The organism is Nocardia sp. XZ_19_385 (genome assembly GCF_015355755.1).
GTDB lineage: Bacteria > Actinomycetota > Actinomycetes > Mycobacteriales > Mycobacteriaceae > Nocardia.
On record NZ_JACVEE010000002.1, the window covers coordinates 1,650,346 to 1,670,169 of the forward strand.

Below are 19,824 nucleotides of genomic sequence, written 5' to 3' on the forward strand. Positions count from 1 at the left end.
ACGTGAGCCTTGTCCCGAATGTCCTCGCCACCAGGTACGCCAGCCCGGAACTCGTGCACCTCTGGTCGCCCGAGAACAAGATCGTGCTCGAGCGCCGGTTGTGGCTGGAGGTGCTGCGGGCGCAATCCGAGCTCGGCATCGACGTGCCGGCCGGGGTCGTCGAGGACTACGAGCGGGTCATCGACCAGGTCGACCTGGCCTCGATCGCCGAACGCGAGCGGGTCACCCGCCACGACGTGAAGGCCCGCATCGAGGAGTTCAACGCGCTCGCCGGGCACGAGCACGTGCACAAGGGCATGACCAGCCGCGACCTCACCGAGAACGTGGAGCAGTTGCAGATCCGGCTCTCGCTGGAGCACGTGCACGCCCACGGTGTCGCGGTCGCCGCGCGCCTGGCCGAGCGGGCCGGCGAGTACCAGGCGCTGGTGATGGCGGGTCGTTCGCACAATGTCGCCGCGCAGGCCACCACCCTCGGCAAACGGTTCGCCTCGGCCGCCGACGAGGTGCTGATCGCGCTGCAGCGCGTGCGTGAGCTCATCGACCGCTACCCGCTGCGCGGCATCAAGGGCCCGATGGGCACCGCCCAGGACATGCTCGACCTGCTCGACGGCGACGCCGCCAAGCTGTCCACCCTGGAGCAGCAGGTCGCCCGCCACCTCGGCTTCGCGAACGTGCTGACCAGCGTCGGCCAGGTGTACCCGCGCTCGCTCGATCACGATGTGCTCTCCGCGCTGGTGCAGCTGGGTGCGGGTCCGTCCTCGTTCGCGCACACCATCCGCCTGATGGCCGGCCACGAGCTGGTCACCGAGGGCTTCCAGCCCGGCCAGGTCGGCAGCTCCGCCATGCCGCACAAGATGAACACCCGTTCCTGTGAACGTGTCAACGGCCTGCAGGTCGTGCTGCGTGGCTACGGCTCGATGGCCGCCGAACTCGCCGGTGCGCAGTGGAACGAAGGCGACGTCTTCTGCTCGGTGGTCCGCCGCGTCGCCCTCCCGGACGCTTTCTTCGCCATCGACGGCATGATGGAAACCTTCCTCACCGTGCTCGCCGAATTCGGCGCCTACCCGGCCGTCGTCGCCCGCGAACTCGACCGCTACCTGCCCTTCCTGGCCACCACCCGGATCCTGATGGCCGCGGTCCGCGCCGGTGTCGGCCGTGAGACCGCGCACGAGGTCATCAAGGAACACGCCGTCGCCGTCGCGCTGGCGATGCGCGAGCAGGGCCGCGAGCCCGACCTGCTCGATCGGCTGGCCGCGGACTCCCGCCTGCCGCTCGACCGGGCCGCCCTCGATACCGCCCTGGCCGACAAGTCCGCCTTCATCGGTGCCGCCGAAGCCCAGGTGACCGACGTCCTCGCGGCGGTCGAAAAGCTCGTCGACCGCTACCCGGACGCGGCTCACTACAGCCCCTCGCCAATCCTGTAGTCCCCGTACGGAAAACCCCGCAGGTTAGGGTCGCGGGGTGAATCCGTACACGATTTTCGCCGACATCGTCGCCGGGCAGGCGCCGGCCAGCAAGGTCTATGAGGACGATGATGTGCTGGCGTTCATGGATATTCGGCCGATGACGCCCGGGCACCTGCTGGTGGTGCCGAAGGTGGCGGCGCGGAGTCTGGCCGAGTTGGATCCCGCGGTCGGCGGGAAGCTGTTCCAGGTGGGGCAGAAATTGGCCGCGGCTTTGCGGGAGAGCGAAGTCGGGTGCGATGGGGTCAATTTCTTTCTTGCGGACGGGGTGACGGCGGGGCAGGAGGTGTTCCACGTGCATTTGCATGTGATCCCGCGGACGCCGGGGGATGGGTTCGGGCTGCGTGGGCGGCCGACGAGCCCGCGGCGGGACGACCTGGACTACCTCGCGGGGTCGATCCGGGGCGCGCTCGGGCGCTCGGTCTGAGGGCAGTTACGTACCAAGGAGTTTGCTGAATGGATGCTGCTATCCGGTAAATCCGCCCAGGCTGGGGGTATATCAGATAGCTTGGAGGGCAACAGGATGCGCTGATGGAGGTGGGCTATGCGTCGACCGCTAGTTGCTGTGCTGATATTCGCCCTCGCGGTGGTGGGGCAGGTGATAGTCGGGCCCGCGACCGCCTCGGCCGCGCGGATCGTGCGGATCGACGCGAAGAGCCCCACCCGGTCAGCGGTTTTCATCGACTCCGTGGCGATGGGCCGGACCATTCAGGTGGATGTGCTGCATCCGGCCGACAGTGCCGCGCGCCCCTCGTACTACCTACTCGACGGGCTCGATCCCGGTGTGGGACAGAGCACTTGGACCAACGCGACCGACGCCGAGGCGTTCTTCGCGGGTAAGCGGGTCAATGTGGTGCTGCCCGTGGGCGGTCAAGCCAGCTACTACACCGACTGGCAGCAGGATGATCCGCGGTTCGGCCGCTACAAGTGGGAAACCTTCCTCACCGCGGAACTGCCGCCCCTCATCGACGCGGAGTTCGATGGCAACGGCGTCAACGGGATCGGCGGACTCTCCATGGGTGGCATGGCGGCCTTCACCCTCGCCGCGCGCAATCCAGGGCTTTACCGCGCGGTCGCCGGTTACAGCGCCTGCCCCGACATGAGTATGGCCAGCTCGGCGGTCACATTCTCGATCGCCAATCGCGGCGGCAACCCCGTGAACATGTGGGGCGCGCCCGGCAGCGCCGAATGGGCAGCGCACGACCCCGCGGCCCTGGCGGATCGCCTGCGCGGCAAGACGATCTACCTCTCCACCGGCACCGGCCTGCCCGGCCAGCACGAGCTGGAGATCAAACCGCAGCTGCCCGAGAACGTCGTCTTCGGCGGCCCGATCGAGGCGGGCGTCAACGCCTGCGTGCTGTCCTTCGGGCAGCGTCTGCACGGCGTCGGCATCCCGGCCGAGATCGACCGCAGCCTCACCGGTACCCACTCCTGGTCCTACTGGCAGGACACCCTGCACGCCTCCTGGCCCACCCTGGCCCGGGCCCTGGGAAGCTAGCGGAAGGCTGCATCGCCCGAGGTCTCAGGGCTTCGAACAGTAGGGTAGGGCCCATGTCTGTGGAGAGTGTGGTGGCGGCGCCGGTCGCCAAGAAGGTGCCGGCGGAGCGCGAGCATCACGGAGATGTCTTCGTCGACGAGTACGAGTGGCTGCGCGAGAAGGACGACCCGGAGGTCATCGCCTATCTGGAGGCGGAGAACTCTTACACCGAGGCGCAGACCGCGCACCAGCAGGGGCTCCGGGAGAAGATCTTCGACGAGATCAAATCGCGGACCCTGGAGACGGACCTGTCCGTGCCCACCAGGATCGGCGACTACTGGTACTACGGGCGCACCTTCGAGGGCAAGCAGTACGGGGCGAGCTGCCGGTGCCCGATCGACGCGACGGCCGAGGGCATCGAGGCATGGACGCCGCCGCAACTCGAACCGGGCGTGGAGATTCCGGGGGAGGAGGTGCTGCTGGACCAGAACGTGCTGGCCGAGGGGCACGAGTTCATCTCCATCGGCACGGTCGCGGTCAGCCGCGACGGCAACCTGCTCGCCTATTCGGTCGACATCGTCGGCGACGAGCGCTACACCCTGCGCTTCAAGGATCTACGCACCGGTGCGGAGCTGGCCGATGAAATCCCGGGGACCGAGGGCAGCGTCACCTGGTCGCACGACGGCACCCACATCTTCTATCTGACGGTCAACCAGTCGTGGCGTCCGGATACCGTGTGGCGGCACCGCCTCGGCACCGAGCGCGCGCAGGACGTCAAGGTGTTCCACGAGCCCGACGAGCGGTTCTGGGTCGGCATGGACAGCACCCGCTCGGAGAAGTACCTGATGATCGGGCTGTCCTCCAAGCTGACCAGCGAGATCTGGCTGCTCGAATCCGATGATCCGGAAGGCGAATTCCGGGTCATCCTGCCGCGCCGGGAAGGCGTCGAATACTCCGTCGAACACGCGGTGATCGGCGGCGAGGACCGCTTCCTGATCCAGCACAACGACGTCGTCGACGGGGTGAAGGCGGTCAACTTCGTCCTCTGCGACGCCCCGGTGGACGATCCGCTGAACATGACGCTGCTGATCGGGCACCGCGACGATGTCCGGCTGCAGGGCGTCGGCGCCTTCCGCGACCATCTGGTGCTCGGCTACCGGCGCGAGGCGCTGCCCCGGATCGCGGTATGGCCGCTGACCGAAGCCGGTTACGGCGAGCGGCGGGAACTGGAATTCGATCTGGAGCTGTGCACCGTCGGCGCGAGCGGAAACCCGGAGTGGGAGCAGCCGACGCTGCGGATCGGGCTCACCTCGTTCCTCACGCCGATGCGGGTCTACGACTATGTCCCCGCCACCGATGCGCTGCTGTTGCGTAAGGAACAGCCGGTGCTCGGCGGGTACAACTCGGACGAGTATGTGCAGCAACGTGATTGGGCGGTCGCCGAGGACGGCACCCGGGTCCCGATCTCGCTGGTGTGGAAGAAGGACGCGGTCGCCGACGGTCCGAAGCCGTTGCTGCTCTACGGATACGGGTCCTACGAATCCGAGATCGATCCGTATTTCTCGGTGCCCCGGCTGTCGATCATGGACCGCGGCATGGTGTTCGCGATCGCGCACGTGCGCGGCGGCGGCGAAATGGGTCGGCTCTGGTACGACCACGGCAAGATGCTGTCGAAGAAGAACACCTTCACCGACTTCATCGCTTGCGCACGGCATCTCGTCGACACCGGGGTCACCACGGCCGACCGGATGGTGGCCGACGGCGGCAGCGCGGGCGGCCTGCTGATGGGCGCGGTGGCGAACATGGCGCCGGAGTTGTTCCAGGGCATCATGGCCAACGTCCCGTTCGTGGACCCGCTGACCTCCATCCTGGATCCGGAGCTGCCGCTGACCGTCACCGAGTGGGAGGAGTGGGGAAACCCGCTGGCGGACAAGGAAGTCTACGACTACATCAAGTCCTACTCCCCGTATGAGAACGTCGAGGCCAAGAACTACCCGGCCATCCTGGCCATCACCAGCCTCAACGACACCCGCGTCCTCTACGTCGAACCGGCCAAGTGGGTCGCCAAACTCCGCGCCACCAAAACCGGCGACTCCCAGCTGTTGCTCAAGACCGAAATGAGCGCGGGTCACGGTGGCGTCAGCGGCCGCTACGAGAAGTGGAAGGAAATCGCCTTCGAGTTCGCCTGGCTGCTCGACACCGTCGGCCTGGCCAGCGAATAACACTGTGCGGCAACTGATCCCGGTCTGCGTGGCAGGCCGGGATCAGTGCTGTCAGACTCCGCAGTTCACGATGTCGTCGACCATCTGCTGCCGGTTCTGCTCCCGAATATGTTCGATCCCCCGATAAGCCCCCTTCGAATCCAACACCGCGATGTAGACGTCCGCGATCTGCTGCGGCGTCGCATCCGGCCGCTGCGCCCGCACCTTGTCCGCGAAAGCCTTTGCCGCCGCGCACTTCTCCTCCTGCGTGAAGATCGGCGGCGGATCGCCCTCGTCGGCCAGCGCCGCGCCGGGTGCGAGTAGAAGTAGCGGGGTGACCAATGCGCTCAACAATGCTGTTCTCACCTCCGCAATCCTAGACATCGTTCGCGCACAACGGATTCTGTCTGCGGACGCGGAATCCGTTGCGACTCGAGCTACGGTCGTGCACCCGGCATCGCCACCGGTAGGCCCTGCTGGTGCGCGAAATTGGCCATCTGCTCGTCATAGGTGACCAGTGCGAGAAGTTCTCGGCCCAATTGCATGGCACTGGCGACGTGAATGGCATCCGCTGCCTTGAGCCCGCGCGGCATGTACATTGCCAAATCGCAGATGCTGTCACTTACAGAGATTCTGGCGTATTCCACCGACAACTCGCTGATCAGGTTCGGGTAGTCGCCGTAACGATCACTTCGCAAGACGGATTCGACGAATCCGATGGCGTTGGTGGCGAGCCTCGCTGTCCGATTTTCCTCGATGTAGTTGTTCAGCGCATGCACATGTCTGCGCTTCGTGACCTTCGTAATGATCGCCGATGCGTCGAGGTAGAGGATCATCGATCCCAGTCTTTGTACTCGTCGCCGTAGACAGCGGCGTTGGCCTCTCGCGGGTCCTCGCCGCGCGCGAGCCGGTCGAGGAGCTCCTCTCGCTGGTCTTCTTCTCTATCCCATTGCTCCATTGCGGCATCGCCTGCGGCGTGGTCGACGACAACGTCCTTGTACAGGTCCTTCCAGCGGTCGAGCATGTCACCGGCGGTCTTATGGCGCCCGCCTTTCGGTGGGATGAGAATCCCTTGCTCCACCAACCTGTCGTAGCCGTCCTTCTCCGCCGGAGCCGGCGGTCCGATAACGGCAATGGTCTTTCCATGTTTGGTCACTTCGATCGTCTCCCCCTGCTCAACGGCAGCGAATATCGCGCTCGGGTTGTAAGAGAACTCTCGGACGGAAACTTTTCGCACTGTGACTCCCTCTCTCACGAGGGCCGACTCGGGACTCACATGGGTGGAGATCGAGACCGAGGGAAACGTACCTACCTGAGGGTACAACGTGTAGGTACTCGACGAAAGGCCTGGTAAGGGCCCTGGACAAACATCGTGACGGGGAGTTCGCCACTTGGTCACGTGCCCTGCACGCTGAGTACATTTCCGTTTGGCACCGTAGGTTCATGAACGCTGAGTTGCTCGTATCCATATCGGGGATCCGGGACACCACCCGGGATGCGGCGATCGAATTCGCCGCCGAGATGGATCAGCGGGACATCAGGTTGTCGCTGCTGGTCGCGCCGCGGTTGAAGGGCGGGTATCGGCTGGCCGCGGATCCGGCGACGCAGTCCTGGCTGCGCGGGCGGCGAGCTCGCGAAGACGCGATTGTGCTGCACGGGTACGACCAGGCGGCGACGAAGCGGCGGCGGGCGGAGTTCGCGACGCTGCCGCGGCACGAGGCGCGGTTGCGGTTGACCGCGGCGGATCGGGTGATGGAGCAGGTGGAGCTCCGGACTCGATTGTTCGCCGCGCCGCGCTGGGACGCGTCCAGCGGCGCGATCGCGGCATTGCCCGATGTCGGATTCCGGCTGGCGCTGGGGCTGACGTCGATCCTGGATCTGGAACGCAATGCCGCGCAGAAGACCCGTGTTTACGGGATCGGTGAGGGGTTCCGCGCCGAGCCGTGGTGGTGCCGGGCACTGGTTTTGGGTGCGGCCCGCACGGCTCGGCGTGGAGGTGTGCTGCGCCTTGCGATTTCGGCCGCCCAGTTGCAGCGGCCCGGACCGCGGCAGGCGATGGTGGACGCGGTGGATCTGGCGTTGTTCCACGGCGCGAAGAGCGAGGTCTACCGCTGGGAGCCGTTCGTCGCGGCGCGCGCGGCCTGATTACGGGACGACGGGGCGCGCGTCGTGGGTGAAACCACCCGCCTCCTCCTGGCTGAGTCCCATCGGGTGTTTGCCGAGTTGGCCGAGGCAGCGCTCGATGTCGTCGATCAGCAGGTCGGCCATGTCGACGGAGAAGCCGTGCCGGATGACAGCGCGCATGATGGTTTCGTTGCCGCGGTCGGCGGGCAGGGGATAGGCGGCTATGGTCCAGCCGCGGGTGCGCAGCCGGTCGGACAGGTCGTAGAGGTTGTAGTCGTGGCCGCTGCGCAGCCGCCAGGAGACCGCGGTGATGCCCTTGGCCGGGTCGCCGTCGTGGACCATGTCGAACATTCCGAGGTGCACCAGTCGCTTCGCCAAATGCCGTGCGACCCGGTAGATCTCGGACTGCACCCGGTTGTAGCCCGCACGGCCGAGCCGGATGAAGTCGTAGTACTGGGTGATGACCTGGCCGCCGGGCCGGGAAAAATTGAGATTGAAGGTGGACATCGAGCCGCCGAGATAGTCGACGTCGAAGACCAGTTCATCGGGCAGGTCGGCGGCGCTGCGCCAGATCGCCCAGCCCGCGCCGAGCGGCGCGAGCCCGGTCTTGTGGCCGGACGCATTGATCGACTTCACCCGCGGCAGCCGGAAATCCCACACCAGGTACGGCGCGCAGAACGGGGCCAGGAATCCGCCGCTGGCGGCGTCCACATGGATGGGAATGTCCAGGCCGGTCTGCTCTTCCAGCCGATCGAGTTCCCGGCTCACACCGGCCACGTCCTCGAACAGCCCGGTGAACGTCTGGCCGAAGGTGGGCACCACCATAATGGTGTTCGCGTCGCAGGCGGCGGCCACGTCTTCCGGGCGCAACGTGAATTGGTCACCCCGCAACGGTAATTGGCGAATTTCGACGTCGAAGTAGCGCGCGAATTTCTCCCAGCACACCTGCACCGGGCCGCAGACGAAATTGGGTGTCCCGGTGCCGCCGCGCTGGCGCCAGCGGAATTTGGCGGCCAGCCCGCCGAGCATGGCGGCCTCACTGGATCCGGTGGTGGAGGTGCCCCGCGTCGCTTCCGGATCGGGGCAGTGCCACAGGTCGGCAACCATTCGCACGCAACGCTTTTCGAGTTCGGCGGTCTGCGGGTACTCGTCCTTGTCGACGATGTTCTTGTCCAGCGATTCGGCCATCAACCGGCGCGCCTGATCGTCGAGCCAGGTGGTGCAGAAGGTCGCCAGGTTGATCCGGGAGACGCCGTCGAGCAGCAGCTCGTCGTGCACGATCTCGTAGGCCGCCTGCGGAAACATCTCCGCGGCAGGGAAACCCGCCCGGGGCGCGCCACGCCGCAGGCCGGGCATGGCGAACAGGTCGTCGGAATCCGGATTATCGAGCATCCACACGCCTCCAGGAGCACTCGCCGCGATGGTTGGCCGACCCAGAATCGCATATCCGGCGGTCGTCGTATTGCCAATCGTTCGCGACACGGACCATTCGGTCCGATATGGGCACTCGAAGGGCTGGCCGCCGCGGCTCGAATTGAGATAGCGAGTTGATTGCTATAGGTGGTTTGATCCGATACTTCCGGGCCGTCGGAAGCCGCATGGGTATTGTCGGACTGCTGATTCCCCACCTGTTCTACCGATTCCGCAAGCCGAGTTGGAAATCCGGACAACCACAGGAGATACCGGCATGACCGCCGATGGGCCGCAGACCGCCGAATTACGCACGCGCATAGCCGCTTTGATGCCGCAGGCGAAAAAGGATCTGACCCAGCTGGTCTCGTTCAAATCGGTGGCAGACCCGCGGCAGTTCCCGCCGGAGGAGTGCGAGCGCACCGCGCAGTGGGTGGCCGACGCGTTCGCCTCGGTCGGGCTGTCGAAAGTCGGCCTGCACGAAACCCCGGACGGCAGTAAGGCGGTCATCGCCTCCCGCCCCGCACCCCCCGGCGCGCCGACCGTGCTGCTGTACTGCCACTACGACGTGCAGCCGCCCCTCGATGATGCCGCCTGGCGCACGCCGGTGTGGGAGCTGACCGAGAGGAACGGCCGCTGGTACGGCCGTGGCAGCGCGGACTGCAAGGGCAATATCGTCATGCACCTGACCGCGCTGCGCGCCATCGGTCCCGATCTGCCCCTTGGCATCACGCTGGTGTCCGAGGGCTCCGAGGAGCAGGGCACGGGCGGCCTGGAGCGCTTCGTCGAAGCCAACCCCGGCCTCTTGCGCGCCGACGCGATCGTGGTCGGCGACTGCGGCAACTTCGCGGTCGGTGTTCCGACGCTCACGGAAACCCTGCGCGGCAACGTGAATGTCGTCGTGACGGTGGAAACCCTTGCCGGACCGTTGCATTCGGGCATGTTCGGTGGCGCGGCGCCCGATGCCCTGGCCGCCCTGATCCACCTGCTGGCCACACTGCGTGACGAGCACGGCAACACCACCATCGACGGCTTGTCCAATGACCAGCGCTGCTCCGGCGTGCAGTACCCGTCCGAGCAGTTCCGCACCGACGCCGGCGTCCTCGGCGGGGTCGATCTGCTGGGCGAGGGCACCGTCGCCGACATGCTCTGGGCCCGACCGGCTTTGACGGTGCTCGGCATCGACGCTCCGCCGGTGGTCGGTTCCACGGCCGCCATCCAGCCCGCGGCCCGCGCGCGCCTGAACCTGCGCATCCCGCCGGGCACCGACCCGAAGGCCGCCCTGCACGCCCTCACCGAGCACCTGACCGCGAACGTGCCCTGGCACGCGAAACTGACGGTCGAGACCGAGGCCATCGGCGCGCCGTTCCGGTCCGGCCGCGGCGGACCGGCGCGCACCGCGATGGAGGCGGCGCTCGCGGCGGCTTACGGCAGAGCGGCGACCACGCAGGGGCAGGGCGGCTCGATCCCGCTGTGCAACGTCTTCGCCGACACCTACCCGGACGCGGAGATCATGCTGCTCGGCGTGGAGGAGCCGAAGTGCCTGATCCACGCCCCCAACGAGAGCGTGGATCCGAACGAGATCGAGAAGATGGCCTTGGCCGAGGCGCTGTTCCTGCGGGCCTACGCGAAACGTTAGAAGTCGCGGTGGTCTTCGGGCTCGAGCACCGTGAATTCGGTTCCGGCGGGCCCCATTTCGTTCAAGCGGCCGAAGTAGATACCCTGCGCCGCCGGCTCGATGATCCCGTAGTGGATCGGGAAGGCAGTGCGCGGATTGACCGCGCGCAGATAGTCGACGGCCTCGCTGAGCCGCATCCACGGCGCGGCCGCCGGAATCGCGAGCACGCCGACCGGCACCGGCGGCACCCACAGCGAATCGCCGGGATGCACCAGCTCGGCCGGATCGTCGGCGGTGCCGAGCTGGAAGACGGTGTTGTCGACCACCGGGATCTCCGGGTGGATCACCGCGTGCCGGCCGCCGCCACCGGTGATCCGCAGGTCGTCGAGCTGGACGATATTGCCCGCGTGCACCGCCTCCCACTTGCCGCCGCGCTGCTGGGCGGTCTGCGGATCCGAGAACAGGCGCGCGCCGGGGTTGGCGTCGATCAGCGCGTCGATGCGCAGCGGATCGATGTGATCGGGGTGCTGGTGGGTGACCGCGATCGCGTCCAGACCGGTGATGCCCTCGAAGCCGTGGGCGAAGGTACCGGGATCGAACAGCACCTTCTTGCCGTGCAGCTCGACGAGGAGACACGAGTGGCCGAAGTGGGCTATGCGCATGCCGCCATCGTATTGACCCCGGAGCCTGGCCGGACGAAGTCAACAACTACGCTGCTCAGATATACCCCCCACCACCACACCTGAGGAGCAACGCGTGGCACGAGTCGTGGTCGAGGTGATGCCGAAAGCCGAGATCCTGGATCCGCAGGGGCAGGCAATCGTCGGTGCGCTCCCGCGTCTGGGATTCGCCGGTATCTCGGATGTGCGGCAGGGCAAGCGATTCGAACTCGATGTGGACGACAGTGTCAGCGACGCCGAGCTCGAGCAGATCGCTGAAGCACTGCTCGCCAACACCGTGATCGAAGAGTGGAAGGTCGTCCGGCTGTGACGGCTCGAATCGGTGTGATCACCTTTCCGGGCACGCTCGACGATGTCGACGCGGCCCGCGCGGTGACCAGGTCCGGCGCCGAAGCGGTCAGTCTCTGGCACGCCGACGCCGACCTGAAGGGTGTCGACGCGGTCGTCGTGCCCGGCGGCTTCTCCTACGGGGATTACCTGCGCTGCGGCGCCATCGCCCGGTTCGCGCCGGTGATGGGCAAGGTCGTCGAGGGCGCCAAGGCCGGTATGCCGGTGCTCGGCATCTGCAACGGCTTCCAGGTGCTGTGCGAGGCCGGTCTGCTGCCCGGCGCGCTGACCCGCAACGAGGGCCTGCACTTCATCTGCCGCGATCAGTGGCTGCAGGTCGAGTCGGTGAACACGGCCTGGACCTCGCGCTACGAGGCGGGCGCGCAGATCCTGGTTCCGTTGAAGTCCGGGGAGGGCCGTTTCCAGGCCTCGACCCAGGTGCTCGACGAGCTGGAAGGCGAAGGCCGCGTGGTCTTCCGCTACGCCGGGGAGAACCCGAACGGTTCGCAGCGCGGGATCGCGGGCATCGCCTCGGCCAACGGCCGGGTCGTCGGCCTGATGCCGCATCCCGAGCACGCGACCGAACCGCTGACCGGTCCGAGCGACGACGGCATGGGCATGTTCCTGTCCGTGCTGGACAGCTTGGTCTCGGCCTAGTTCCTTCGAAGAGCACCCCGTCACCCATGGTGGCGGGGTGTTTCTCGTTCAGCAGATGCGGTCGATGATCTCGAAGTCGACGCCGTTCGCGCGGGCGATATAGCCCGGTTGGATCACCTGGTTGCCGCGGAATCCGCGCACGCCGCCGGGAGTTTCGTACCGCACGCCGTCGAGCAGTGCGCGGTGGATGCTGGGCACGTCGAGGGAGCCCACCGCGTCGGCCAGGCCGCGCAGGGTGTGCACGGCCTCGTAGGTGGCGTTGCCGAAACTGGTCATAGCGGGGGCGAAACCGCCGTGCCGGCGCCGGTAGCGGGCCTTGCGTTCGATGCCGTCGACGAGTTGCCCATCGAGGAAGAAGCTGGACGGGACGAACAGGTTGTGGTTGGCTCCGACGCCGCCGGCCAGCAGCACGTTCTCGTCGGCTGCCGGGCTCACCCGCACCTGGGCGGCCGCGCGGCCGGTCGCGGCGAACTGCCGGTTGAATCGGGATACATCGTTGCCGACCATGAGGATGATGACGCCCTGCGCCCGATCCAGCGCGGGTTCGGCCAGGAAGCTGCCGAAATCCGGGCTGCCGAGTGGCACGAACCGTTCCAGCACAATGGCATTCGGATCCGCCAGACTGGTGCGGACGGCGTCGGCGGTCTCGCGGGGCCAGATGTAGTCGTTGCCGATGATCGCCCAGCGCCCGATGCCGTACTCGCGCTGCATCCAGTGCACGGCGGGCAGGGTGTGGCTGCCCGGGTGCTCGCCCAGCAGCAGCACGCCGGGGAGTTCGTCGGTCCGGCCCTCGTTCGCAGTGGCGTAGATGTAGGGCACCCGCCCGGCATTGGCCCTGGCCACCGCTCGCCGGACCGGCGAGGTGTGCCAGCCGGTGATCGCGTGCACCATTCCGGTGGCCAGAAAGGCGGCGACCTCGTCGGCCACCTCGTGCGGCGGGCGGCCGCCGTCGATATGCGTGGTGCGAATTTCGCGCCCGAGAATTCCGCTGCCGCTGTTGATTTCGTGTACCGCGAGGGCAATCGCCGCATCGCAGGAGGGAGCCACGATCCCGCCGGGTCCCTGGCGCGGGACGATGTCGAGGATCTCGATGATGCCGTCTGGGCTCTCGCCGAACGGAGGCATTCGGTACTCTTCTTCTCGTTCGAGCACAATCTTTGAAATGAACAGCATGGCGGGCAGGAAACAATGACGACCATTGTAGGCCGACATTCCACGCTGCATGGAGCGCTGCGAGCCGCGGAACGCCGTTGGCTGCAACACCTCGACGACGCATTGTGTGCCAGGCGACTTTCGCCGGATCAATGGTCGATGCTGTGCAATTTGTCCAGTGCTACCGGGGTCACTATGAGCGAATTGGCGGTGCGCTCGCAGTTGGCTCCGTCCTCGGCCACCCGGCATGCGGACTACCTCGCCGAACGTGGCCTGATCTTCCGGGTGGCAGCCGAGGAAGATCGGCGGCGCATCCTGATCGGGCTCAGCACGCTCGGTGCGGAACTGGTCGAGTCGGTGCGGGCCGAGGAGGCGCGGGCCGAACAGGAGCTGCGCGCCCGGGTCGGCGCCCGTCGCTACAGCGAATTGCTGCGTGTGCTCGAGCTCATATCCGGCACCGAGGTGCCATAATCCCACGCCGTTGGTCTCGGTGCGCTTTCGCTCGGGACTCATATGTCCCAAAAGTCCCCTCTCGAATCGCCTGCCTCCCGCAACTGATCTTCTTCCATTACATTTCATTTCCATATGGAATTACTTTGATGGACGCGAGGAGCAGACGATGGGAAACGAATCGGTTGTGTCGAACCCGGACACGGTCAATGTCGCGGTGATCAATCACGCGATGCCGCGCCTGCATTCGCGCCCGGAGGTGCTGGCCAACTGCTACCGGATCGGACACCTCATCGATGGCTTGAAACTCGGCCACCGCGACGTGGATCTCGTTGTCCTGCCCGAATACTCGACGATGGGCGTGATGTACGACGAAACCGAGCTGTACTCCACGGCCACGGTGATTCCGGGTGCGGAGACCGAGGTCTTCGCCGAGGCCTGCCGCCGCAACGAGGTATGGGGCGTCTTCTCGCTCAGTGAGCGGCACGAGGAACATCCGCTGCGTCCGCCCTACAACACCGTGGTGCTGATCAACCACCTCGGCGAGATCGTGCAGCGCTACCGCAAGCTCGCGCCGGCCCCCGAGGGCGGGCCCTGCTATCCGGGGGAGACCACCTATGTCTGCAACGGGCCCAAGGGAATCCAGCTCGCGCTGATCATCGGCGAGGACGGCAACTACCCCGAGGTGTGGCGCGACTGCGTGGCCAAGGGCGCCGAACTGGTGGTGCACAGCCAGGTGCTGCGCGGCTGCCAGACCGAGCAGCAGGTGGGCATGGCCAAGGCGATGGCCTGGGCCAACAACGTCTACGTAGCGGTGGCCGGTGCGTCCGGATTCGATGGGGTGCACTCGTATGCGGGGCGCTCGGCGCTCATCGACCACGACGGCCGCACCCTGGGCGAATGTGGATCGGAAGTGAACGAGCTGCGCGCCGCCCGCCTGTCGCTGCGCTCGATCCGGGAAGCCCGCCATTACGACCGCGACCACTTCGGTCCCTACAGCCTGCTGCACCGCGGCGAATCGCGCGGCGCGGACGCGTTCGGGGTGGCCGACTGCCCGCTCGAGTTCTATCGGACCTGGATCAACGACCCGGTCAAGGCGCAGGAGCAGGTCGCGGAGATCGCCGGGAGCTAGCGCGCCGAACTACGATCGTGATCATGCCCGCGACAACTACCGCTGCCACGGCCTCGGGCCTGTGCCAGTTCATCGATGCCTCGCCGAGCCCGTTCCACGTGTGCCAGACCGTCGCGGCGGAACTGGACGCGCACGGGTTCACCCGGCTGGCGGAGGCGGCGGCGTGGCCCGCGGCCGCGGGCCGGTACTACGTGGTCCGCGGCGGTTCGCTGATCGCCTGGGTGAGCACCGACGACACCACCCTGCCGTTCCGGGTGCTGGGCGCGCACACCGACAGCCCGAACCTGCGGGTCAAGCAGCAGCCGGATCTGTCGAGCGCGGGCTGGCAGCTGGTCGGGCTGGAGCCCTACGGCGGGGCGTGGCTGAACTCCTGGCTGGACCGGGAGCTCGGTATCTCCGGGCGGCTGAGTGTGCGCGAAGGAAATGCCTTGCGCGACAAGCTGGTTCGCATCGATGATCCGATCCTGCGGGTGCCGCAGCTGGCCATCCACCTGTCCGAGGATCGGCGCGGTGTGCAACTCGATCCGCAGCGGCACGTGAACGCGGTGTGGGGTGTGGCCGCCCGGCCGCAGCCGTTCCTGGATTTCGTCGCCGAACGGGCGGGCGTCGATCCGGAGGCGGTGCTCGGCTGGGAACTGATGACCCACGACCTGACCCCGAGCCGGTTGGTCGGCCGCGATCAGGACCTGCTCAGCGCGCCCCGCCTGGACAACCAGACCACCTGTTACGCGGGCCTGCACGCCTTCCTCGCCGCGATCGCCGAGCCCGGCGCGGCCGTGCCGGTTCTGGTCATGTTCGATCACGAGGAGGTCGGCAGCCAGTCCGACCGGGGTGCGCAATCGGATCTGCTGCCGACGGTGCTGGAGCGAATCGTGCTGGCCCGCGGCGGCGGCCGCTCCGAATTCCTCACGGCGCTGGCCGGTTCCGTCGTCGCGTCCGGCGATATGGCGCACGCGACGCACCCGAATTACCCGGATCGGCACGAGCCCGCGCACCGCATCGAGGTGAACGGCGGACCGGTGCTGAAGGTGAACCAGAACCTGCGCTACGCCACCGACGCCGCCGGTGCCGGCGCCTTCGCGCTGGCCTGTGCGCAGGCCGGAGTTCCGTTGCAGCGCTACGTCCATCGCGCGGATCTGCCGTGCGGCTCCACCGTCGGCCCGATGACGGCCGCGCGCACCGGCATGACCACCGTCGATGTCGGTGCACCGCAGCTGGCCATGCACTCGGCCCGGGAAATGATGGGAACGGCCGACGTGCCCGCCTACGCCGCCGCGCTCGCCGCCTTCCTCACGCCCACCGCCGAGGACTGAACGGCCGCGAAAATCAGCACCGCGAGCGCGGCCAGCACGTAGCTGCTGCCGACGAGCTGCTGCCACCAGGTCCAGTCGAGCTCGCGCTGCCACGGCAGGTGCCACTGCGGCCCGATCAGCAGCAGGGCCGCGAAGGCGGCGACCGCACCGAGGAACCACGGGTTGCGGTTGCCGCGCTCGATGGCGCTCGCCGCGACCAGCAGGGCGGGCGCCGTCCACACCCAGTGGTGGGACCAGGACACCGGCGAAACGAGCAGCAGCGCAAACGCATTCACCAACAGCGCGGTCACCGTCGCGCCCTCGTCGAGCAGCCGGCGCATCCAGACCACCGCGAGCGCGAGGGCGACCGCCGAGAGCGTGAGCCAGAGCGCGGTCGCCACCGGTGTGTCGAGCCCGAGCCGGAACAGCATGCCTTTGAGCGACTGATTGCCCGCGAAGTGCGGCGACCCGATGCGGCCGGTGTCGGTGACGGTGTGGAACCAGTACTGCACCGAATCCTTCGGAAACAGCAGGAATCCGGCACCCACCGCGGCGACCGCGGAAATCCCGATGTTCCGCAGCGCCTGCCAGTCTCGGCGCAGCAGGAAGTACAGCAGGAACGCGGCCGGGACCAGCTTGATCGAGATCGCGATCCCGATCAGCATCCCGCGCGGCCAGAACGGTTTGCGCACCAGGCAATCCGCGGTGACCGCCGCCATCAACAGCAGATTGATCTGGCCGAACCCGAGGGTCTGCCGCACCGGTTCCAGCAACTGCGCCACCGCGACCGCGCCGATGACCAGCGCCAGGACGGCCGCACGCGGCAGCTCGGGCCGGATTCGGACGAGCACCAGCCACAGCGTGACCCCGAGGCTCAGCACCGACAGCGCGATCATCACCACCGCGGCCGCGGTCAGCGGCAGCAACGCCAGCGGCGTGAAGAACAGCGCGGCCAGCGGGGGATAGGTGAACGGCAGGTGGATGCCCAGCACCTGGGGCAGCTCGCCGTAGAGGTCGTTGCCGTCGAGCCAGGCCTGGGCGCCGTTCCGATAGACCAGCAGATCGATGTAGCCGCGCCACCACTGCGCGCGCAGCGAGACCAGCACGGAAGCGGCGAACGCCACGACGGCAAGGAGCAACCACCAGCCCTGGCGGACCGGCGTCACGTCCGGCTGACCGCTCGAATTCGGCACCGCTCGATCGCTCATGACTCCGCCTCGCTGCCCCTGGGTTCCATCATGACTGAGTGAGCCACCGTGTGACTTTCGCTGCGTGCGCTCACGGCCGACAGCGTAATGGCGCTCACCCGCGCTGTAGCGTCTTCCGCAACCGGGCGTTTCGCAAGCAAATAATGGCTCCTGACAAGGGGTTACAGCGGTCGTTGCGAAAAACCTCGAGACGCAGGGCAATCTAAGGGCAAATGCCCCCCGGTGCTCTACCCGGGTAGGCACAGGCCGAGCGAGGCGCTCCCTCTAGACTGAGCCGCAGGCACCTCGCCGTATTCCCCAGGCCAGGCCGAAAGGACCCAGGTACTCCGTGACTCCGCAGGTCGATACCGTCAGCGCAGCCGCAGCAACCCCCGATGCGCCGCAACCGTACAAAGAACTCGGCCTCAAGGACGACGAGTACACCCGCATCAAGGAGATCCTCGGCCGCCGGCCCACCGATGCCGAGCTGGCCATGTACTCGGTGATGTGGAGCGAGCACTGCTCCTACAAATCCTCGAAGGTGCACCTGCGCTACTTCGGTGAGACCACCACCGACGAGATGAAGGCCTCGATGCTCGCGGGCATCGGCGAGAACGCCGGCGTGGTCGACATCGGCGACGGCTGGGCGGTCACCTTCAAGGTGGAATCGCACAACCACCCGTCCTACGTGGAGCCCTACCAGGGCGCGGCCACCGGCGTCGGCGGCATCGTGCGCGACATCATGGCCATGGGCGCGCGGCCCATCGCGGTGATGGATCAGCTGCGCTTCGGCGCGGCCGATCACCCGGACACCCGGCGCGTGGTCGACGGTGTGGTGCGCGGCGTCGGCGGCTACGGCAACTCGCTCGGCCTGCCGAATGTCGGCGGCGAGACCGTGTTCGACGCCTCCTACCAGGGCAACCCGCTGGTCAACGCGCTGTGCGCCGGTGTCATGCGGGTCGAGGACCTGCACCTGGCCTTCGCGTCCGGCACCGGCAACAAGATCATCCTGTTCGGTGCGCGTACCGGCCTCGACGGCATCGGCGGCGTCTCCGTGCTCGCCTCGGACACCTTCTCCGGTGACGAGTCCGGCAGCGGTCGTAAGAAGCTGCCCGCTGTGCAGGTCGGCGACCCGTTCACCGAGAAGGTGCTCATCGAGTGCTGTCTGGAGCTGTACGCGGCCGGTCTGGTCGTCGGTATCCAGGACCTCGGCGGCGCCGGACTCTCGTGCGCCACTTCCGAACTCGCGGCCGCGGGCGACGGCGGCATGCACATCGACCTGACCAAGGTCCCGCTGCGCGCCGCGAACATGACCCCCGCCGAGATCCTCTCCAGCGAATCCCAGGAGCGGATGTGCGCGGTCGTCACCCCGGAGAACGTGGACGCGTTCATGGCCGTCTGCAAGAAGTGGGACACGCTGGCCACCGTCATCGGTGAGGTCACCGACGGCGAGCGCCTGGTCATCTCCTGGCACGGCGAGACCGTGGTGGACGTGCCGCCGCGTACCGTCGCGCATCAGGGCCCGGTGTACGAGCGCCCGGTGCAGCGTCCCGATTACCAGGACGCGCTGATCGCCGACAGCACCGACAACCTGTCGCGACCCAAGACCGGCGACGAACTGCGCGCCACGCTGCTGCAGATGCTGGCCAGCCCGCAGCTGTGCAGCCGCAAGTGGATCACCGAGCAGTACGACCGCTATGTGCGCGGCAACACCGTGCTCGCCGAGAACGCGGACGCGGGCGTCATCCGGATCGACGAGAAGTCCGGCCGCGGTATCGCGCTGGCCACCGACGCCTCCGGCCGCTACACCAAGCTGGACCCCTACGCCGGTGCGCAGCTCGCGCTGGCCGAGGCGTTCCGCAATGTCGCCACCACCGGCGCCACCCCGAAAGCCGTCAGCAACTGCCTGAACTTCGGTTCGCCGGAAGATCCGGGCGTGATGTGGCAGTTCCAGCAGGCCGTGCGCGGTCTCGCGGACGGCTGTGTGGCCCTGGGCATTCCGGTCACCGGCGGCAACGTCAGCTTCTACAACCAGACCGGCCAGGACGCCATCCTGCCGACCCCCGTGGTCGCCGTGCTCGGCGTCATCGACGACGTGCACCGCCGCATTCCCACCGGCCTCGGCCTGGAGCCCGGCGAGACGCTGATCCTGCTCGGCGAGACCCGCGACGAGCTCGGCGGCTCCATCTGGTCGCAGGTCGCCCACGATCACCTCGGTGGCGTGCCGCCCAAGGTCGACTTCGAGCGCGAGCAGCTGCTCGCCGAGGTCCTGAAGTCGGGTTCGCGCGACGGCATGATCAGCGCCGCGCACGACCTGTCCGAGGGCGGCCTGGCGCAGACCGTGGTGGAGGCCGCACTGGCCGGTGAAACCGGTTGCCGCATCCTGCTTCCCGAGGGCTCCGACCCGTTCGTCCAGCTGTTCTCCGAGTCCGCCGGCCGCGTGCTGGTGGCGGTGCCGCGCACCGAGGAGACCCGCTTCACCAAGATGTGCGACGCCCGCGGCCTGCCGTGGGTGCGCATCGGCGTGGTCGACCAGGGCTCCGACGAGCTCGAGGTGCAGGGCCAGTTCACGGTTCCGCTGGCGGAACTGCGCACGGCCTACGAAGGCACGCTGCCCGCACTCTTCGGCGCACACACCGCCTGATACGCAACGA

Annotated in this window: 19 protein-coding genes; 12 read left to right on the forward strand and 7 right to left on the reverse strand. The window is 67.4% G+C overall.

The annotated features are described in order from the left end of the window. Nucleotides 1–2: 2 nt before the first annotated feature. The 4 genes from purB to IBX22_RS20490 all read left to right on the forward strand — a co-directional run bounded on the left by purB (nt 3) and on the right by IBX22_RS20490 (nt 5,162). Nucleotides 3–1,424, forward strand: coding sequence for an adenylosuccinate lyase (gene purB / locus IBX22_RS20475; protein WP_194817122.1), 1,422 nt, complete (start codon nt 3–5; stop codon nt 1,422–1,424). A gap of 37 nt (nt 1,425–1,461) precedes the next feature. Then, nucleotides 1,462–1,890 carry an HIT family protein gene (locus IBX22_RS20480; protein WP_194817123.1) on the forward strand — a complete coding sequence of 143 codons (429 nt, stop codon included), beginning with the start codon at nt 1,462–1,464 and terminating at the stop codon, nt 1,888–1,890. 117 nt (nt 1,891–2,007) lie between these two features. Beyond that, nucleotides 2,008–2,961, forward strand: coding sequence for an alpha/beta hydrolase family protein (locus IBX22_RS20485; RefSeq protein WP_194817124.1), 954 nt, complete (start codon nt 2,008–2,010; stop codon nt 2,959–2,961). Nucleotides 2,962–3,014: 53 nt separating this feature from the next. Next, nucleotides 3,015–5,162, forward strand: coding sequence for a S9 family peptidase (locus tag IBX22_RS20490; protein ID WP_194817125.1), 2,148 nt, complete (start codon nt 3,015–3,017; stop codon nt 5,160–5,162). Between the two features lie 51 nt (nt 5,163–5,213). On the opposite strand, the gene IBX22_RS20495 is transcribed toward IBX22_RS20490, so the two are convergent. The 3 genes from IBX22_RS20495 to IBX22_RS37515 all read right to left on the reverse strand — a co-directional run bounded on the left by IBX22_RS20495 (nt 5,214) and on the right by IBX22_RS37515 (nt 6,378). Continuing rightward, entirely contained in the window at nt 5,214–5,507 is a 294-nt protein-coding gene (locus IBX22_RS20495; RefSeq protein ID WP_194817126.1) for a hypothetical protein, read from the reverse strand. A gap of 71 nt (nt 5,508–5,578) precedes the next feature. After that, nucleotides 5,579–5,977 carry a PIN domain-containing protein gene (locus IBX22_RS20500; protein WP_194817127.1) on the reverse strand — a complete coding sequence of 133 codons (399 nt, stop codon included), beginning with the start codon at nt 5,975–5,977 and terminating at the stop codon, nt 5,579–5,581. Beyond that, nucleotides 5,974–6,378 (reverse strand): type II toxin-antitoxin system Phd/YefM family antitoxin, encoded by a 405-nt coding sequence (locus IBX22_RS37515; protein WP_228538894.1) that lies wholly within the window; start codon nt 6,376–6,378, stop codon nt 5,974–5,976. Before IBX22_RS37515 ends, IBX22_RS20500 begins: the two co-directional genes overlap by 4 nt. A gap of 206 nt (nt 6,379–6,584) precedes the next feature. On the opposite strand from IBX22_RS37515, the gene IBX22_RS20510 reads away from it, so the two are divergent. After that, nucleotides 6,585–7,286, forward strand: a complete 702-nt coding sequence (locus tag IBX22_RS20510; protein WP_194817128.1) for a DUF2334 domain-containing protein — start codon at nt 6,585–6,587, stop codon at nt 7,284–7,286. Here IBX22_RS20510 and IBX22_RS20515 read toward each other — a convergent pair whose 3' ends face one another. Then, nucleotides 7,287–8,657 carry a glutamate decarboxylase gene (locus IBX22_RS20515; protein ID WP_194817129.1) on the reverse strand — a complete coding sequence of 457 codons (1,371 nt, stop codon included), beginning with the start codon at nt 8,655–8,657 and terminating at the stop codon, nt 7,287–7,289. A 295-nt stretch (nt 8,658–8,952) separates the two neighbouring features. Between IBX22_RS20515 and IBX22_RS20520 the strand changes: the two genes are divergently transcribed. Beyond that, complete coding sequence (locus tag IBX22_RS20520; RefSeq protein WP_194817130.1) at nt 8,953–10,314, forward strand: dipeptidase; 1,362 nt, start codon at nt 8,953–8,955, stop codon at nt 10,312–10,314. Here IBX22_RS20520 and IBX22_RS20525 read toward each other — a convergent pair. Further along, nucleotides 10,311–10,955: an MBL fold metallo-hydrolase gene (locus IBX22_RS20525; protein WP_194817131.1), complete on the reverse strand. Its 645-nt coding sequence runs from the start codon at nt 10,953–10,955 to the stop codon at nt 10,311–10,313. The two genes, IBX22_RS20520 and IBX22_RS20525, sit on opposite strands and share 4 nt — an antisense overlap. A gap of 94 nt (nt 10,956–11,049) precedes the next feature. Here IBX22_RS20525 and purS point away from each other — a divergent pair, with 94 nt between their 5' ends. After that, complete coding sequence (gene purS, locus IBX22_RS20530) at nt 11,050–11,283, forward strand: phosphoribosylformylglycinamidine synthase subunit PurS (RefSeq protein WP_054816548.1); 234 nt, start codon at nt 11,050–11,052, stop codon at nt 11,281–11,283. Further along, nucleotides 11,280–11,957, forward strand: a complete 678-nt coding sequence (gene purQ / locus IBX22_RS20535) for a phosphoribosylformylglycinamidine synthase subunit PurQ (protein WP_194817132.1) — start codon at nt 11,280–11,282, stop codon at nt 11,955–11,957. Before purS ends, purQ begins: the two co-directional genes overlap by 4 nt. Before the next feature lie 48 nt (nt 11,958–12,005). Here purQ and IBX22_RS20540 read toward each other — a convergent pair whose 3' ends face one another. Next, a complete protein-coding gene (locus tag IBX22_RS20540) occupies nt 12,006–13,082 on the reverse strand; it encodes a substrate-binding domain-containing protein (RefSeq protein WP_194817133.1) in 1,077 nt (358 codons plus the stop codon). 63 nt (nt 13,083–13,145) lie between these two features. On the opposite strand from IBX22_RS20540, the gene IBX22_RS20545 reads away from it, so the two are divergent. From IBX22_RS20545 to IBX22_RS20555, 3 genes are all read left to right on the forward strand, one after another. Further along, nucleotides 13,146–13,580 (forward strand): MarR family winged helix-turn-helix transcriptional regulator, encoded by a 435-nt coding sequence (locus IBX22_RS20545; RefSeq protein WP_194817134.1) that lies wholly within the window; start codon nt 13,146–13,148, stop codon nt 13,578–13,580. A 148-nt stretch (nt 13,581–13,728) separates the two neighbouring features. Beyond that, complete coding sequence (locus IBX22_RS20550) at nt 13,729–14,691, forward strand: nitrilase-related carbon-nitrogen hydrolase (RefSeq protein ID WP_194817135.1); 963 nt, start codon at nt 13,729–13,731, stop codon at nt 14,689–14,691. A 23-nt stretch (nt 14,692–14,714) separates the two neighbouring features. Then, nucleotides 14,715–16,004: a M18 family aminopeptidase gene (locus IBX22_RS20555; RefSeq protein ID WP_194817136.1), complete on the forward strand. Its 1,290-nt coding sequence runs from the start codon at nt 14,715–14,717 to the stop codon at nt 16,002–16,004. Here IBX22_RS20555 and IBX22_RS20560 read toward each other — a convergent pair. After that, nucleotides 15,956–17,191 carry a glycosyltransferase 87 family protein gene (locus tag IBX22_RS20560; RefSeq protein WP_194817137.1) on the reverse strand — a complete coding sequence of 412 codons (1,236 nt, stop codon included), beginning with the start codon at nt 17,189–17,191 and terminating at the stop codon, nt 15,956–15,958. The genes IBX22_RS20555 and IBX22_RS20560 overlap by 49 nt on opposite strands. A gap of 328 nt (nt 17,192–17,519) precedes the next feature. Between IBX22_RS20560 and purL the strand changes: the two genes are divergently transcribed. Then, on the forward strand, nt 17,520–19,814 hold the full coding sequence (purL, locus tag IBX22_RS20565; RefSeq protein ID WP_194817138.1) for a phosphoribosylformylglycinamidine synthase subunit PurL: 2,295 nt from the start codon (nt 17,520–17,522) through the stop codon (nt 19,812–19,814). The last annotated feature ends 10 nt before the right edge of the window (nt 19,815–19,824 follow it).